The organism is Actinoplanes sp. G11-F43 (assembly GCF_050589265.1).
In the GTDB taxonomy this organism is placed as follows: domain Bacteria; phylum Actinomycetota; class Actinomycetes; order Mycobacteriales; family Micromonosporaceae; genus Actinoplanes.
This window is the reverse complement of the sequence record NZ_JBNZCE010000002.1, coordinates 62,533-77,735: the sequence shown is the minus strand read 5'-3', so window position 1 is coordinate 77,735 and position 15,203 is coordinate 62,533. Positions and strand designations below refer to the sequence as shown.

The window sequence follows — 15,203 nt, the reverse complement described above, 5'->3', positions numbered from 1 at the left end:
AAATACCCCTGGCGCCCGGCACAACGACGTGCCGGGCGCCCGGTTTTTCCGCCGGTCCCGCCGCTGCCGGTCCCGCCGCTGCCGGTCCCGCCGCTGCCGGTCTCGCCGCTGCCGGTCCTCCAACTGCCGGTCCGTCGCGCCGGTCCCCCCGACTGCCGGTCTCGCCGACTGCCGCCCATACCCCGCGGTCACCGTCGCCCTCGGCCGGTCGCCTCGCCGACCTCGACCGTGGTCGGCGCTGGGCGCTTCCGGTTCCATCGCCACACGGTCGTGACGGTGATCAGCAGGAGGGTTGCCGCAGCCAGCAAGGCAGTCCGGGCGCCGAGCCCGATCAGGGCGGCACCCAGCGGAATCGACACGGCCAGCGGCCCGAACAGCGCCGTGTTGCTGGTAGCCGCGACCCGGCCCAGCAGATGCTCCGGAGTTCCGGTCTGCACCGCGGTGACCGCGGCGATCAGCGCCCAGACCAGTCCCATACCGGCCAGCACACTGCCCACGATCATCCCCGGCCACCAGGGCAGGCTCCAGAACAGGCAGGCCACCCCGAAGGTCAGCCCACCGATCCCGGCCACCCGCCCGGCCGGGAACCGGGCCAGCAACCGTCCCACCAACAGCCCCGCCACGATCGAGCCGGCGCCCTGAGCACTGGACAGCACCCCCAGATAGGTAGCCGGAAGATCCAGCCCACCGACGATCCGAGCCAGCACGGCCGCGTTGGTCAACCCGGACACGGCGATCACCACGGCCCCCAGCAGCACCGGCGTCCGCACCGGCTCCACCCTCAGCGCGATCAGCCCTTCCCGCACGCTGCTCCACCCCAGCCCGGCCCGCCGCCTCTCCCCCGTCTCCACCCGCGCCCCCGCTTCGGCCACCGGTTCCGTACCCGCCCCGGCCCTCACTTCCGCCGCCGTCGCACCCTCCGCCACCGCCCGAGCTTCTGCCCACGCCTCCGCGGGCCCTCCCGCTCTCGGGGTGGTGGTGTGCTCGGGCCTCGGGGTCTCGATGCGCTCCGAACTCGCCGTGGCGGTGCGCTCCGAACACGCCGTGGCGGTGCGCTTCAGACTTGGGGTGGCGGTGCGCTCCGGACTTGGGGTGGCGGGGTGCTGGGGCTTTGCCGCATTCAGGCGTAGCAGGGCGTACAGGCCGGCGCTGAGCAGTGGGAGTGCGGCGCTGAGCAGGATCACCGGGTGTGGGCCCGCCCATGCGTAGAGCGCCGCACCGCCGAGTGGCGCGACGAGTTTGATGCCCTCCTGGGCGCTGGAGCGCCAGCCGTTCACATCGCCGAGACGGTCGGCGGGCAGGGCGGCCGGGAGCAGGGCGGACTCGCCCGCGTCCAGGATCACGTAGCCGGCGCCGCGCACCAGCATCACCAGGTAGATCAGCCACACCTGGCCGGCCGAGTCCACTGCCAGCAGACTGAGCAGCACGGCCGTCACCACGAACTCGGCGACGATCAGCAGCGCCCGGCGTGGGAAACGGTCCACCAGCGCGCCCAGCCAGGGTGCGGCCAGGCTGGGCAGGTAGACCCCGAGGGCGGCGAGGGCGGCCAGGCCCGGATCACCGGTCAGATCGAAGATCCAGATGCCGGCGGCCAGGCTGACGAGGGTGCCGCCCATCCCGGACAGGACCGAGATGAGGACGAACAGAGCAGCGTTTCGTCGCATGCCGCACCCCAATCGCCCGGCCGGAAACCGTCACACGGGCACAGTGAAGGAACCCCTCGGCAGGCCTGCCACGTCGAGGGAGTTGAGTCGCTCGGACTCACATCCTGGCCGCCGCCGCACAGCGAAGTCAACCGACAACAACGCACCCTGTGGATAACCGCCCGCTGTGGATAACGGAGGGCGGCGGGCACCGAGGGTGGGAGGGTGGACGGGCGACGGAGAACGACGAACAGGGGCGGAAAGTGGGCGGACGACCGAAAACGATGGGCAGGGCGGGCGGACAGTCAGGTGGGCGGGCGGGACACAAGTGGGCGGGCAGACGGACAGGCGGGCGAGCGAGCGACGGGCGGGGCAGGAAGGAGACGGACGACGGAAAGCGATCGATCCCGGGGTCGGGTCAGGCGACGGTGACCGATTCGCGCAGCCGCTCGATCGCCGATCGCAGCGGGCCGGGGAACGGCGGCACCCCAGGCCCGGACAGGTCGGACAACACCGCAACCACCAGGTCGTACAGTGCGCCGGCCGGCGCGTCCGGGGCCGCGGCCAATGTCTCCCGCACCAGGATCGCCCTGATGAAACGGCCGTCCCAGCGACGGTCGGCGCCGATCCTGCGGTACAACTCGACAGCACGTTCGCGGAGTTCGGGGACGTCCCGCCCGTACCCGCAATCGAGCTCTTGCCGCCGCGACCGGGACGCGCGCTCGGCGGCCGTGGCCAGACGGTGCCGGCGTTGTTCGGCTGCCTGGCGGCTGGCCAGCCCGAGCGCCTCGGCGACCTCCGGCCAGGTGGCGCCGGAACGCCGGGCCTGGTCGATCAGTTCCAACTCTTCGGCGTCGAGGCTCGCCCGCCGGGCCCGGATCGCGCGCAGTTCCGCCAGGTCAGCCATGCCTCAAGCCTATAGTTGTCAACGCTTCGTTGACAACAGCACCTCGATGCCGTCGAATAAGCGCTCCAGTCCAAAATCAATCACGTCGGCGTGGTCCGGCGTGAACATCCCGTCCGCGATCACCGCGGCCAGCGCCGGGAACCGGTCGGCGGTCACCAGCTCGGCGACCAGCTCCGGATATGACTCGGACACATCCGGCGGCACGGCGGAGACCTGGGCCTCACCGCGTACCAGATAAAGGGTCGACATCACGGCCCGGAGCCGCTCGCCGGAGGTCAGAGCGGTGCCGTCGAAAACGGACAGAGCCCGGTCCAGCCAGACGAGCTGCCCCGGCTCCAGGGGCGGCCGGCCGGCCGAGGCCTGGAGGATCCACGGGTGCCGGTAGTAGACGGCCCGCAGCGCCCGCGCCCACACGCCCAGCCCGGCCCGCCAGCCCGGCGGCAGCTCCGGTGGCTCGCCCGGCGCCGCGTCCTGCATGACGACGAGCAGCTCGTCCTTGCTGGCCACGTGCCGGTAGAGGGACATCGGCCGGCTCCCGAGACGCTCGGCGAGCCGGGCCATCGAGAGGGCGGCGAGCCCGTCCTGATCGGCGATCTCGATGGCGACGGCGACGATGCGATCCAGACTCAGGGTCGGCTGCGGGCCGCGGGTGCGGCCCTTCTCCAGACCCCAGAGGACTTGGAGGGTACGAGGTATCTCGGTCGGCACCGCCCCATCCTAGGCACTTTCGCGATTACTGCGTATGCCGTACGCTTATTGCGTACCTCATACGCAGTTAAACGTTCGCAAGGAGCGTGAAATGGTCCGGCACCGGATTCGCCCGTGGTTCCTTCTACTGGCCGCGATTGCGCTGATCGTCGTGGCGTTCTCGCTGTCGCCGCACCTCAGCGCGCCCTACTTCTGGATCCTCGTGTCATATCTGATCTTCGCGAGCGCCAGCCTGCTCACCGCGGCGATCCGGATCTGGCGGTGCGCCCGGACGGACCGGTCGCACCCGAGGGGTGGCGGCCGGCGGATCCCCGTGTAAACCCACCGGCCGCCGCTCGGTAAAGCTCGTCGCCGATCCAGCTCGTCGCCGGTCAGGGCTCGTCGCCGGTCAGATCGGGGACGCGGCCCAGATCGGGGCGAAAGGGGTGACCCGCAGAGGCATGCGCGCTTCCGCCGGAGTGCGATCGCGCTTCCGGTTGTTGCAGCGCCCGCACGCGGCCACCGTGTTGAGCCATTCGTTGCGGCCACCGCGCGAACGCGGCAGCACGTGGTCGATGGTCGTGGCGGTGTCACCGCAGTAGGCGCACCGGCGCCCGTCCCGCGCCAGCACACCGGCCCGCGACCAGCCCGGACCACGGCCGCGACGCCAGCGCGTGACCACGTAGGAGACCAGCCGCACGACGGTGGGCACCGGGTAGACCCCGATCCGGTCGTCCGGCCGGGCCTCGTGCACCACGGCGACCTGACGGAACAGCATCCGGATCGCGTGCCGGAGACTGACCCGGTGCAGCGGCCCGCAGTCGGCATTGAGCACCAGCACCGCACTCATTTCGTCACCCCCCGGAAAATCGTTTGCACAATGGAGAATCCACAGCTCAGAGGCGCTCCACCCCGGCCGGATCCGCTGAGGAAAAAGTAATCACCGCATCGATTCCCGACAACCGAATAAACGCCCCGAACAGTTGTGCCGCGTTCCGGTCCGATCCGCACCACAACGCGGCACACCAACCCGCACCACCCACACCGTGCCGCCATACGGTCCGATCCGCACCACAACGCGGCACACCAACCCGCGCCACCGACACCGTGCCGCCATACGATCTGGACCGGAGCGCGGCACGCGGGGCTGGAGGGCCGGCCGCGGTGTGGTGGGGGCTAGCGGAGGGCGCGGCGGACCGCCGCGGCGAGCTGGCTCAGGCCGGCCAGCTGGAGGAGCAGCCAGACGGCGGCACCGACGGCCAGGACCACCGGCGGCCAGGCGGTGTCGACGAGAGCCGCCGCCGCGGCCACGAGCAGGGCGGTGACGGTGACCGAGACCCGGGTGGGCCGTTCACCGACGGTGACCACGCCGATGTCGGGCATGCCGGCGACGGTGGCGCGGGACCGGACGTACTCGTGCAGCCACGCCGCCGCACCCGCCAACACCACCAGCCAGCCGGGCACTCCGGCCAGCCAGAACGCGGTCAGCCAGGCGGCTTCGCCGAGACGGTCGGCGACCGAGTCGTACACGAAACCGGTCTTGGTGATCTTGCCGGTGATCACCGCGACGGCGCCGTCCAGTCCGTCGGCGACCGACGCGAGCAGGACGAGCAGGGCGCCGAGGGCGAGGCCGGGCGGTCCGGCCAGGGCGGCGAGCGGGACGGCGAGGCACAACAGCAGGCCGGCGACGGTCACGGTGAGCGGGGTGGCGCCGTGCCGGCCCAGCCAGGACCCGATTCGGTACGCGCCCCGGATCCACCCCCGGACCACCGGTGAAGCCGTCCGCGGGTCGAAGCCGCCGTGCAGCCCGGACCACGCCTCGGCGTATTCGTCCCAGGTCATCGCCACCCCGGTCGTGCCGGTCAGACCGCGGCGGGGGACAGCTGCTGCCAGACCTCGCGGGTGGCGGTGGACCGGTTGAGGGTGATGAAGTGGATGCCGGGCACGCCCTCGCCGAGCAGCCGCGCGCACATCTCGGCACACGTCTCGACACCGAGGGCCCGGACCGCCTCCTCGTCGCCGGCGAGGCGTTCGAACCGGCGCAGCAGCGCGGGCGGGAACGGCGCGCCGGACAGCTGGACCGCACGCTCGATGGTGGCCATCCGGGTGACCGGCATGACGCCGGGCAGGATCGGGGTGTCGCAGCCGGCGGCGGCCACCCGGTCGCGCAGGCGCAGGTAGTCGTCGGCGTCGAAGAACATCTGGGTGATCGCGAAGTCGGCGCCGGCCCGGCATTTGCGGACGAAGTTGCGGGTGTCGCCCTCCACGTCGGCGGAGCGGGGGTGTTTGTACGGGAAAGCGGCCACCCCGACGCTGAAGTCGCCGGACTCGCGGATCAGGCGGACGAGGTCCTCCGCGTACAGCACGCCGTCGGGGTGGCGCACCCACTCGGCTCCCGGATCGCCGGGCGGGTCCCCGCGGACCGCGAGAATGTTGCTGATCCCCGCTCCGGCCAGCCGGCCGATGACGTTGCGCAGCTCGGCGACGGAGTGGTCGACCGCGGTGAGGTGGGCCATCGGCAGCAGGGTGGTCTCGGTGGCGACCCGTTCGGTGACCGCGACGGTGGTGTCCCGGGTGGTGCCGCCGGCCCCGTAGGTGATCGACACGAAGTCGGGCCGCAGCGGCTCCAGCTCCCGGATGGCCTGCCAGAGCGCCTGCTCACCGGCCGGGGTCTTGGGTGGGAAGAACTCGAAGGAGAAGGTGGGCGCCGCGCCGCGGACCAGCTCGCCGACCGACGGCGTGCCGGGGAGCCGGGAAGGAAGACCGAGTGCCACACCGGAACTCTACCGGCCGGTGGAACCGGGTGATCTGGCTGAACGGGGCGGTGACCGACCGGATAGCGTCTTCGGGGTGACGAATTCCCCGCTCGAGCGTGCCGGTCTGCGGCCGCGTGTCGACAAGGCGCTCTCCGCGTTCCTGGCCACCCAGCGGTCGCATCTGCTGGAGATCGACCCGGAGCTGGCCGAGGTGGCCGACGCGGTGTCGGCGTTCGTGCTGGGTGGCGGCAAGCGGCTGCGGCCGGCGTTCGCCTACTGGGGTTTCCGGGGTGCCGGCGGGGTCGATGCGGACGAGGTGGTGGCGGCCGTCTCGTCGCTGGAGCTGGTGCAGGCCAGTGCGCTGATCCACGACGACCTGATGGACCGGTCGGACACCCGGCGCGGGGAGCCGTCGGTGCACCGGCGGTTCGAGCTGCTGCACCGCAGTGCGGGCTGGAGCGGGGGTGGCGGGGCGGCCGGGTTCGGGGATTCGGCGGCGGTGCTGCTCGGTGATCTGGCGCTGGTCTGGTCGGACGAGCTGCTGCACGCCTCCGGGATGGGCTTGGCCGAGCTGGCCCGGGCGCGGGCGGTCTTCGACCGGATGCGGACCGAGGTGACCGTCGGGCAGTACCTGGACGTGCACACCCAGGCGACCGGGAACACCTCGCTGGAGCGGGCCGGGAAGGTGGCCCGGTTCAAGTCGGCGAAGTACACCGTCGAGCGCCCGCTGCTGCTGGGCGCGGCGCTGGCCGGGGCCGGGCCGGAGGTGTTCGCGTCGTACGCCGCCTTCGGTCTTCCGCTGGGTGAGGCCTTCCAGATGCGCGACGACGTGCTCGGGGTGTTCGGGGATCCGGAGCGGACCGGCAAGCCGGCCGGTGACGACCTGCGCGAGGGCAAGCGCACCTATCTGGTGGCGTCGGCGTCCGAGCGGCTGGACGAGGCGGGCCGGGCCGTGCTGGAGGCCGGGCTGGGGTCGCCGGAGCTGGACGACGCGGGTGTGGAGCGGCTGCGGGCGCTGATCCGGGAGTCGGGCGCGCTGGACGCGACCGAGAGCCGGATCGACACGCTGACCGGTGCGGCGCTGACCGCGCTGGCCGGGGCCGCGATCGAGGACGAGGCCCGTGGGGTGTTGCGGGAGCTGGCTGACGCGGCCACCCGGCGTTCGGTCTGACGCCGGATGACCGCTTGATCAAAACCAACCGCCTGGTCTCGAGAACTAGAAGCCGAGGGCCTGGGCCCGCCGCTTGACCTCACGCGCCCGGTCGCCGCCGAGCGCGATCGCCGCGTTGCCGCCGAGAGTCTCGTCGGGTTCGTAGAGCCACCCGAAGGCTTCTTCGTCGTTGTACCCGGCGTCATGGAGCACGGTGAGGATGCCGGGCAGGTGCTTGCGGACGACGTCGTTGGCCACCAGTTCGGCGGGCACCACGCGGACGCCGTCCCGGCGGACCGCGAGCAGCGCGTGCTCGCGGATCAGCTGGTGCACCTTGCTGATCGACACACCGAGCTTTTCGGACACGTCCGGCAGGGTGATCCAGCCTGCCGGGCCAGGGGTTACGGGATCGGTCACCTGTACAGCGTGCCAGACCAGATCGGAGAACTGTTGATGAGCCTGTGGCACAGCGTCCGGGGCGAGATGGCCGGGGCCTGGCGTTCGGTCTGCTACGACCTGGGCCGGCAGCCGGCGGTGGGCACGGACACCCGGCCGGATGTCACCTGCACGGGGATGAACACGTTTCCCGGATCTCTGGTGGGCATGCCCGGCTCATTGGCAGAGATCCCCGTGAACCCGCCCGAGACGGGCGCCCGGCCCCCGCGGCGATTTGTCGCGATCGCCGCCTTCTGCGCACTCGCGGTCTGCGGGGCGGCCGGTTCCTATCTGGTCGCCACCACCACTCTCGCGGACCGGATGACCGACCCGCCGGCGATCGCCGCGGCGCCCCTGCCATCGCCCTCCACCGATGTGACGGAGGTCCCGGAAACCGATGCCGGAATGGGGGCCGTCCCGACCACGGCACGCCGGGCGCGTACCGCCGCGATCACTCCGCAGGCCCCGGCGCCGACCGCCTCGGCGGCACCGCGCATCACCGCGCCGCAGGCTCCCGTCACCACCCGGACCAGCGAGAAGACCGTCAGACCCGGCGCCGGTACGGTGGACGGCGCGCCGCCCCGGCCGGGTGAGCCGGACTGCGACTGTGAGATGCCCCCGGTACCCACTCCGACGGCTCCGGCACCGGTCGCCTCGATCTCACCGTCACCATCGGCCACCGTGAGTGACCCTTCGACTCCGGATTCGAGCCCTTCGGCGGTACCGGGCGTGAGCGACGGATCACCGAGCACCAACGGTGAACGCCGTCACCGGCGGCACCATCCACGATGAAGTCGGAATTTCCCGTTATGTGAATGACTTTCGCGTCAATCGGCGCAGGTCACCGGCGTTTCGATACCCGTTTGGACTCAGCTGTGGCATCCTGGGTCACCCTCACTGGAAAGACACATACACTTCACGCCGATGGACACCACAGTCGCCGATACGTTGATCGGCACAACGATTGACGGGCGCTACCGGATCACCGGTCGCGTCGCCCGTGGTGGCATGGCGACCGTCTACCGGGCCACCGACGAGCGGCTTGAGCGCACCGTCGCGCTGAAGATAATCCACCCGTCGCAGGCCACCAACGTCCACTTCGTCGACCGTTTCACCGACGAGGCCAAGACGATCGCCCGCCTGGCTCACCCGAACGTCGTGGCCGTCTACGACCAGGGCCGTCACCAGGGGCTCCCCTATCTGGTGATGGAGTTCGTGCAGGGCCGCACCCTGCGCGACCTGCTCACTCAGCGCACCCGGCTGAGCCCGGTCGAGGCCCTGGCGATCCTGGAGCAGATGCTCGCCGCGATCGCCGCCGCACACCGCGCCGGCCTGGTGCACCGCGACGTCAAACCGGAGAACGTGCTGGTCGCCGAGGCGCCCAGCGGTGGTTCCGCCGATCTGGTCGACGCGGTGGTCAAGGTCGCCGACTTCGGTCTGGCCCGGGCCATCGAGGCCAGCACGGTCGACGACTCCGGCCAGCTGATGGCGACGGTGGCCTACGTGGCGCCCGAGCTGGTGCAGACCGGTCAGGCCGACGCCCGCACCGATGTGTACTCGGCCGGCATCGTGCTGTTCGAGATGCTCACCGGCCGGGTGCCGTACGACGGTGACAAACCGATCGAGGTGGCCTGGCAGCACGTCGACAACGACGTGCCCGCACCCTCGCGTTTCGTCCCGGGCACCCCGGCGGTGATGGACAAGCTGGTCGCGCGGGCCACCCGCCGCGACCCGTCGGCGCGGCCGACCGACGCCGGAGGCCTGCTGTCCGAGGTGCAGAGCGCCCGCGACGGCCTCGGCGTCACCCATGTGGAGACCGCACTGCTCCGCCAGGTCCCCGGCAGCCCTCGCGGCGGCGCCGACGCGACCCGGATCGTGCCGGCCGTCCCCGCCCGGGACGCCACCGCCATCGTGCCGCCGGTGCCGTCCGGCAACGCCTACGGCGGCGGCAGCGCCGGCACCGCCTACCAGGCCTCACACCGCCCCAACTGGGCCCGGCTGCCGGAACAGGGCGGCCGCACCGCACCGCACCGCCGGGCCGCCGCGCCCGCCGCCGGGGCGGCCGGATTCCTCGCCGACCGCCGCCGGGTGATGCTGACCGCGCTGGTCGCGGTGATGGCCCTGGTCATCCTGGGCAGCACCTGGTGGGTCACGCTGGGCCGCTACACCGAGGCCCCGTCACTGCTCACCATGAGTGAGGAGGTCGCCACCCAGGTGGCGAAACAACAGGGCTTCACGGTGTACGTGGGGGACGGCGTCTACGACGAGAAGATCGCCAAGGGGTCCGTGGTGACCCAGAACCCGGGCCCGGACGCGAAGATCATCAAGGGCGACGCGATCACGGTCAACCTGTCGCTCGGCCCCGAGGTGCACGCCGTGCCCGACGTGGAGGGCCAGGAGCTGGCGTATGCGAAGGCCACCCTGGAAAACCTGAAACTCAAGGTCAAACAGGGCAAGGCCGTCTTCAGCGACACCGCCGCCGAGGGCATCGTGGTCTCCACCGACCCCAAGATCGGCACCGAGCTCAAACCCGGCGAGACCGTCACCCTGGTGCTCAGCAAGGGCAAGCCGCCGATCACCGTCCCCGACGTGGTCGGGAAGAACGTCAACGAGGCCCGGCAGATCCTCGGCCAGCTCGGCCTGGGTGTCGCCGAGCAGTTCGAGGACAGCGACAGACCGGCCGACGAGGTGCTCGCCCAGACCCCCAAGGCAGGCACCGGCGCGGAGAAGAGCACCCAGATCACGCTGCGCGTCAGCAAGGGCCCGCAGCAGCTCACCGTGCCCGACGTGACCAACCAGCGGTGCCAGGACGCGGCACAGCAGCTCCAGCAACAGGGATTCCAGGTGCAGTTGAACGGCGATCAGAACCAGACGGCACGGCAGATGAACCCGGGACCGGGTTCAGTGGTTCCGCCGGGCACCACCGTCCAGCTGGTCTGCTTCCTGTGACCGCACACCGCATCGGCTCGCACACCAAGACGTCGGGAGGGCTGGCCAAGGCGGCCCTCCCCTACGTCGACGCGGCGGGATCCGAGACCCTTCAGGTGTACGTGTCCAACTCCCGTGGCTGGGCCCTGCCCGCCGGCGACCCCAGACAGGACACCCTGTTCCGGGACGGCATCGGTGAGCGGGACGTACCCGCGTACATCCATGCCTCCCTGCTCGTCAATCTCGGCTCGCCGACCGCGCTGACCGTCGAACGGTCGCTCGCCACCCTGGAGCACGCCCTGCTCCGCGGCAAGGCGATCGGCGCCACCGCCGTCGTCTACCACGCCGGCAGCTCGGTCGACGAGGAGCACGCCGAGAAGGCCATGCACCAGCTGCACGAACAGCTGCTGCCGCTGCTCGACCGGGCCGCCGCCGACGGGCTGCCCCGGCTCCTCGTCGAACCCAGCGCCGGCGGCGGCCGCAGCCTGGCCTCCAAGGTGCAGGACCTGACCGCCTACCTGGCCGCCGTCGAACAGCATCCGTGGCTCGGCGTCTGCTTCGACACCTGTCACGCGTGGGCGGCCGGGCATGACCTGGCCACCCCCGGCGGGATGACGACCACCCTCGACGAGCTGGTCGCCGCCACCGGGCCCGGGCGCCTGCAACTGATCCACGCCAACGACTCGAAGGACGAGTGCGGTTCCACCCGGGACCGGCACGAGACCATCGGGAAAGGGCGGATCGGGGCGGAGCCGTTCGCCGAGCTGTTCAGCCATCCGGCGGCCGCCGGGGTGCCGATCATCGTGGAGACGCCGACCGTCGAGCACGAGGGTCATGCGGCGGACATCGCGCTGCTCAAGGGGCTCCGGGCGGACCGCTGAGGGTCGGCCGGCCGCCCCGCGGCACCCTCCCCTGCCGGCCTTCCCTTCACCGGGCGGTCAGCAGGCCGGCGAGGCGGGCGGCCGGGCCGTCGATGCCCGCTGCTCGTAGCAGTTCCACCCGGTGCACCAGCCCTCGGGCCGGGATGCCGGTCGGCGCTTGGTAGGCGTACACAATTGGATTTGTCGGTTTTTTGGGTGAGATTGTGAGACTGGTGGGCAGTAGGGCCAGGCCGTGACCGGCAATGATCAGGCCGGTCAGGATCGTCACGTCGGTGCCCTCGTAGCGCAGTCCGGCCCGTAGCCCGTCGACCGGCAGCCGGGACAGCGGGGCGACCGCGGGCGCGTCGATCCAGTAGGCGCCGGTCAGATCGGTGAGCTCCACGGCGGGCCGCCCGGCCAGCGGATGACCGGCCGGAACCGCCACCACGGCGCCGTCCTCGGCCACCCCGACAGCGCCCGCCTCCGGCAGCGGCAGCGGATCACTCGGCGCCACAAATCCGTCCACCAGACCGATATCGATCTCACCGGCGGCGGTCGCGGCGACGATCCGGTCCCGGTCGGCGACCAGGATGCGGCTGGTCAGCCGGTCCGATTCGGTACGGATCCGGGCCAGCGCCGCCGCCACCCGCGCCGACCAGGACAGCGGGGTCAGCCCGACGATCAACCGGCCGGGCGGGACGATCACCCGGGCCACGTCGGCGCGGGCCGCGGCCACCCGGTTCAGCAGGAGCGAGGCGTGCCGGAGCAGGCGTTCCCCGGCCGGGGTGAGCGCGACCGGGCGGCGGGTCAGCAAGGGCACGCCGAGGTCCGCCTCCAGCGCGGCGATCTGCTGGGAGACCGCCGACTGGGTGTAGCGGAGCCGCTGAGCCGCGGCGGAGAACGAGCCGGCGTCGGCGACGGTCACGAAGGTACGCAGCAGGGTCGGATCCACATCAGGGATGCTAATGCTGAGAACAGAAAGGATCGTTGGACCTGATCTCGGTGGGGCGGAAGAGTGGAGGCATGAAAAGGATCGCCCTGGTCGGAGACCGGTCACCGTCCGTCCGCGCTCATACCCGCATTCCCGACGTGCTCGACGTCCTCCGCGATGAGACAGACCTCGACATCTACTGGATTCCCACACCGGATGCCCGGGATCCGGCGGCCCTCAGCGGGTTCGACGGCATCTGGCTGGTGCCCGGCAGCCCCTACCGCGAGCCGGAGGGCGGGATCACCGCGGCCCGGGTCGCCCGCACCGGCGGCATCCCGTTCCTGGGGACGTGCGGCGGCTTCCAGCACGCCATGCTGGAGTTCGCACGCAACGAGTGCGGCTTCACCGGCGCCCGCCATACGGAATACAACGACCCCGCCGCAGACACCGAGCCCTCCGGGGATGACCTGATCGTCGAGCTGGCGTGCTCCCTGGCCGGCCACGAGGCAGCGGTCGACCTGAGGTTCGGCTCCCTGATCGAGAAATTGCTGGGCGTCTCCCGCACGGTCGAGCGCTACCGCTGCTCCTACGGCCTGTCCGAGTCCCACGTGACCCTGCTGTCCGCCCACGGCATGCGTTTCACCGGCCACGACGAGACCGGAGCGGTCCGGGTCGCCGAGCTCCCCGACCACCCGTTCTACTTGGCGACCCTCTTCCAGCCAGAGCTGACCGGCGACGGCACCGACCCACATCCCATCATCCGAGGCTTCGTCCAGGCCATCTCCAGCGGCGTCCGAGACCACCCCGACGACAACGACCCCGGGACCGCCGAGGCGGGTGGATCAGCCACGAAAAGGTCAGTCACCGCATAGAGTCCGACAACCGCGCATCCGACAGCCCGGGCCCTGCGACAAGGTCGACGAGCAGATCGCTGGGCCCGGGATCCAGTGATATGGCCTCAGCAAAGAACGGCCTCGGTGCAAAGGGCCCCGCCGACCTCGATCTGCCCATCAGCCGGACCTCGACAGGCCGACAGAAAGGGTGATCTACGGCAGCCGATGAAGTGGAATGCAACGACCATCGCTTAGGACCGAGCAGCTTGTCGATCTCGTCCGCGAACTTATCTCGCTGCCACATGAAACCTCCTGGCTGGAGATGAAGGAGAACAACGACACACCTGAGATGATTAGCGAGTACATCTCAGCATTGTTCAACAGTGCAACTCTCGAAGATCAAGACAAAGCCTACTTGATCTGGGGCATTCGCGACGGCGATCAGGGGAAGCCCATCGTCCTTCTTGAAATCAACGCGGCAACGGCGGAACCAACGAGCTTTCGCGGCGCGGAATATATCCGCATCGGCAGTTACAAGAAACGACTGAAGGATCACCGCGAGCATACGCGACGCCTGCGGCTGTCATTGGAGAGGAAGACCTTTGAGGATTCCGTTGCATTAGCGAACGCCAGCACCGACGACGTCACCCCAATCTACGTGCTGACCAGCGGCGCGAACGTGCCCGACATCAAACGCGCTCTCGATCTGCTCGACTGCTCCCCGCCAATTCGCCGGCCGTCCAGGACGGCCGCGGCGCCGGTTCGCCGCCCTGCTGGCCGACAAGGCCTACAGCAGCGCGGCGTTCCGGCAGGCTTGCCGCGAGCGCGGCACCAAGCCGATCATCCCGAAGCCCAAGACCACCGGGATCAAGGGCCTCGGCAGGCTGCGCTACGTCGTCGAACAGACCTTCGCCCTGCTCCACCAGTGCCGTCGGCTCGCCGTGCGCTGGGAACGACGCCTCGACATCCATGACGGCTTCGTCAGCCTCGCCTGCGTCCTGATCTGCTGGCGCCGACTGATCACCTGGGATGGTCACAGTTGTTGATGGAGCCTCTGCAGAGTTGCCGGGAGGACATCTAGCGTTGAGCGTCTGCTGTGATGCGGGAGTAAACGAGCACGTCGGCTCGGCGAGTACCGATGGTGAGGAAGCTGCGGAGCAGGCCCTCCTGTAGGAAACCATTGGCTTCCAGCGCTCGTTGCGACGCGTAGTTGTCCGGCTCCACCCAGCCCTCGATGCGTGCGAAGTTGCCGGCGCTCAGGCCCCAGGCGGTTATCAGTGAGATTGATCGGGAGGCGATTCCCTGGCGCCGAGCGGCGGGGACGATCCAGTAGCCGATGCCGGCGACGCCCTCTTGCGGGCGCAGCATCAGGTTGATGTGGCCGACTGCCTGGTCGGTGCACTGGTCAGCGATGGCCAACGCCAGGCCTTCCCCAGAGGTGAGCCGGGTGTGCTGGCGGGCGATGTAGGCCAAGCCGGCCTCAGCGGTGTAGTGCGCGGGAACGGTCGTGCCCACCGGGATCCTGGGGTCCTGCGAGGCCTGTTCGACACATGACAGGTCTGTGTCGCGCCACGGGCGTACACGGACAACTCCATCGCAGAGCGGGGGCGGGTAGACCAAGCTGATCACGGCCGGTAATTCAAGCACAGCGCAACGCAACGATCAATGGCCCCGTCTCCCTACCCGCTTCGCTGACCGACGTCATCATCCGTAGCGCAACTTGATGGAATGAGCTGGTCAGAGATCGTGATAGGAGCTTTAAGTCATCGCGAACTGAAGGAGATGTCGCGCGCCGACCGCGTGCGGGCCGTCTATCTTCATTCCGTGCTTCGATACGTCATGCACGAGAAGGTGACCAATTCCTCCATTCGAGAGCGCTTCAACATCGAGGTTCGCAACAGCGCCAAGGCATCAAGCCTCCTCAAGGAGACCGTTGAGGACGGATTCATCGCGCTCAGTAACCAGGAAGCCGATCCTCGCCTGCGCGAGTATGTGCCGTGGCGGGTAGACTCGACCACAAGGCGTAACTGATTCACTTGATGACCACCTGCGACAAGCACCTCAGACGCACGG

At 70.2% G+C, this 15,203-nt stretch carries 17 protein-coding genes; 7 read left to right on the top strand and 10 right to left on the bottom strand.

Annotation, left to right across the window (positions count from 1 at the left end):
- Window positions 1–188: 188 nt before the first annotated feature.
- From ACQ0O7_RS01245 to ACQ0O7_RS01235, 3 genes are all read right to left on the bottom strand, one after another.
- Window positions 189–1,664, bottom strand: coding sequence for an MFS transporter (locus ACQ0O7_RS01245; protein WP_430779836.1), 1,476 nt, complete (start codon window positions 1,662–1,664; stop codon window positions 189–191).
- A gap of 397 nt (window positions 1,665–2,061) precedes the next feature.
- Complete coding sequence (locus ACQ0O7_RS01240; protein ID WP_430779835.1) at window positions 2,062–2,550, bottom strand: hypothetical protein; 489 nt, start codon at window positions 2,548–2,550, stop codon at window positions 2,062–2,064.
- 18 nt (window positions 2,551–2,568) lie between these two features.
- Window positions 2,569–3,258: a TetR/AcrR family transcriptional regulator gene (locus ACQ0O7_RS01235; RefSeq protein ID WP_430779834.1), complete on the bottom strand. Its 690-nt coding sequence runs from the start codon at window positions 3,256–3,258 to the stop codon at window positions 2,569–2,571.
- A 91-nt stretch (window positions 3,259–3,349) separates the two neighbouring features.
- Between ACQ0O7_RS01235 and ACQ0O7_RS01230 the strand changes: the two genes are divergently transcribed.
- The gene (locus tag ACQ0O7_RS01230; protein WP_430779833.1) at window positions 3,350–3,577 is read left to right on the top strand and encodes a hypothetical protein; all 228 of its coding nucleotides are present in this window, start codon (window positions 3,350–3,352) and stop codon (window positions 3,575–3,577) included.
- A 69-nt stretch (window positions 3,578–3,646) separates the two neighbouring features.
- Here ACQ0O7_RS01230 and ACQ0O7_RS01225 read toward each other — a convergent pair whose 3' ends face one another.
- From ACQ0O7_RS01225 to metF, 3 genes are all read right to left on the bottom strand, one after another.
- Complete coding sequence (locus ACQ0O7_RS01225) at window positions 3,647–4,087, bottom strand: HNH endonuclease (protein WP_430779832.1); 441 nt, start codon at window positions 4,085–4,087, stop codon at window positions 3,647–3,649.
- 326 nt (window positions 4,088–4,413) lie between these two features.
- Window positions 4,414–5,079 carry a CDP-alcohol phosphatidyltransferase family protein gene (locus ACQ0O7_RS01220; protein WP_430779831.1) on the bottom strand — a complete coding sequence of 222 codons (666 nt, stop codon included), beginning with the start codon at window positions 5,077–5,079 and terminating at the stop codon, window positions 4,414–4,416.
- A gap of 20 nt (window positions 5,080–5,099) precedes the next feature.
- Window positions 5,100–6,011 (bottom strand): methylenetetrahydrofolate reductase [NAD(P)H], encoded by a 912-nt coding sequence (gene metF / locus ACQ0O7_RS01215; protein ID WP_430779830.1) that lies wholly within the window; start codon window positions 6,009–6,011, stop codon window positions 5,100–5,102.
- Window positions 6,012–6,087: 76 nt separating this feature from the next.
- On the opposite strand from metF, the gene ACQ0O7_RS01210 reads away from it, so the two are divergent.
- Window positions 6,088–7,164, top strand: a complete 1,077-nt coding sequence (locus tag ACQ0O7_RS01210) for a polyprenyl synthetase family protein (protein ID WP_430779829.1) — start codon at window positions 6,088–6,090, stop codon at window positions 7,162–7,164.
- Between the two features lie 45 nt (window positions 7,165–7,209).
- Here the strand turns inward: ACQ0O7_RS01210 and ACQ0O7_RS01205 are convergent, their stop codons facing one another.
- Window positions 7,210–7,560, bottom strand: a complete 351-nt coding sequence (locus ACQ0O7_RS01205; protein WP_430779828.1) for an Rv2175c family DNA-binding protein — start codon at window positions 7,558–7,560, stop codon at window positions 7,210–7,212.
- Window positions 7,561–7,865: 305 nt separating this feature from the next.
- Window positions 7,866–8,258, bottom strand: a complete 393-nt coding sequence (locus tag ACQ0O7_RS01200; protein ID WP_430779827.1) for a hypothetical protein — start codon at window positions 8,256–8,258, stop codon at window positions 7,866–7,868.
- A 244-nt stretch (window positions 8,259–8,502) separates the two neighbouring features.
- On the opposite strand from ACQ0O7_RS01200, the gene pknB reads away from it, so the two are divergent.
- A complete protein-coding gene (gene pknB / locus ACQ0O7_RS01195; protein WP_430779826.1) occupies window positions 8,503–10,527 on the top strand; it encodes a Stk1 family PASTA domain-containing Ser/Thr kinase in 2,025 nt (674 codons plus the stop codon).
- Window positions 10,524–11,387, top strand: coding sequence for a deoxyribonuclease IV (locus ACQ0O7_RS01190; RefSeq protein WP_430779825.1), 864 nt, complete (start codon window positions 10,524–10,526; stop codon window positions 11,385–11,387). Before pknB ends, ACQ0O7_RS01190 begins: the two co-directional genes overlap by 4 nt.
- 46 nt (window positions 11,388–11,433) lie before the next feature.
- On the opposite strand, the gene ACQ0O7_RS01185 is transcribed toward ACQ0O7_RS01190, so the two are convergent.
- On the bottom strand, window positions 11,434–12,318 hold the full coding sequence (locus ACQ0O7_RS01185) for a LysR family transcriptional regulator (RefSeq protein WP_430779824.1): 885 nt from the start codon (window positions 12,316–12,318) through the stop codon (window positions 11,434–11,436).
- Between the two features lie 71 nt (window positions 12,319–12,389).
- Between ACQ0O7_RS01185 and ACQ0O7_RS01180 the strand changes: the two genes are divergently transcribed.
- On the top strand, window positions 12,390–13,169 hold the full coding sequence (locus ACQ0O7_RS01180) for a CTP synthase C-terminal region-related (seleno)protein (protein WP_430779823.1): 780 nt from the start codon (window positions 12,390–12,392) through the stop codon (window positions 13,167–13,169).
- A 665-nt stretch (window positions 13,170–13,834) separates the two neighbouring features.
- A complete protein-coding gene (locus tag ACQ0O7_RS01175) occupies window positions 13,835–14,176 on the top strand; it encodes a transposase (RefSeq protein ID WP_430779958.1) in 342 nt (113 codons plus the stop codon).
- Between the two features lie 31 nt (window positions 14,177–14,207).
- On the opposite strand, the gene ACQ0O7_RS01170 is transcribed toward ACQ0O7_RS01175, so the two are convergent.
- The gene (locus ACQ0O7_RS01170; protein ID WP_430779822.1) at window positions 14,208–14,759 is read right to left on the bottom strand and encodes a GNAT family N-acetyltransferase; all 552 of its coding nucleotides are present in this window, start codon (window positions 14,757–14,759) and stop codon (window positions 14,208–14,210) included.
- 99 nt (window positions 14,760–14,858) lie between these two features.
- Here ACQ0O7_RS01170 and ACQ0O7_RS01165 point away from each other — a divergent pair, with 99 nt between their 5' ends.
- On the top strand, window positions 14,859–15,161 hold the full coding sequence (locus ACQ0O7_RS01165) for a hypothetical protein (protein ID WP_430779821.1): 303 nt from the start codon (window positions 14,859–14,861) through the stop codon (window positions 15,159–15,161).
- Window positions 15,162–15,203: the final 42 nt, after the last annotated feature.

Coding starts and splice junctions, on each gene's coding strand:
- ACQ0O7_RS01230 (WP_430779833.1), top strand. CDS start 3,350: ATGGTCCGGCACCGGATTCGCCCGTGGTTCCTTCTACTGGCCGCGATT.
- ACQ0O7_RS01165 (WP_430779821.1), top strand. CDS start 14,859: ATGAGCTGGTCAGAGATCGTGATAGGAGCTTTAAGTCATCGCGAACTG.
- ACQ0O7_RS01220 (WP_430779831.1), bottom strand. CDS start 5,079: ATGACCTGGGACGAATACGCCGAGGCGTGGTCCGGGCTGCACGGCGGC.
- ACQ0O7_RS01245 (WP_430779836.1), bottom strand. CDS start 1,664: ATGCGACGAAACGCTGCTCTGTTCGTCCTCATCTCGGTCCTGTCCGGG.
- ACQ0O7_RS01180 (WP_430779823.1), top strand. CDS start 12,390: ATGAAAAGGATCGCCCTGGTCGGAGACCGGTCACCGTCCGTCCGCGCT.
- ACQ0O7_RS01240 (WP_430779835.1), bottom strand. CDS start 2,550: ATGGCTGACCTGGCGGAACTGCGCGCGATCCGGGCCCGGCGGGCGAGC.
- ACQ0O7_RS01225 (WP_430779832.1), bottom strand. CDS start 4,087: ATGAGTGCGGTGCTGGTGCTCAATGCCGACTGCGGGCCGCTGCACCGG.
- pknB (WP_430779826.1), top strand. CDS start 8,503: ATGGACACCACAGTCGCCGATACGTTGATCGGCACAACGATTGACGGG.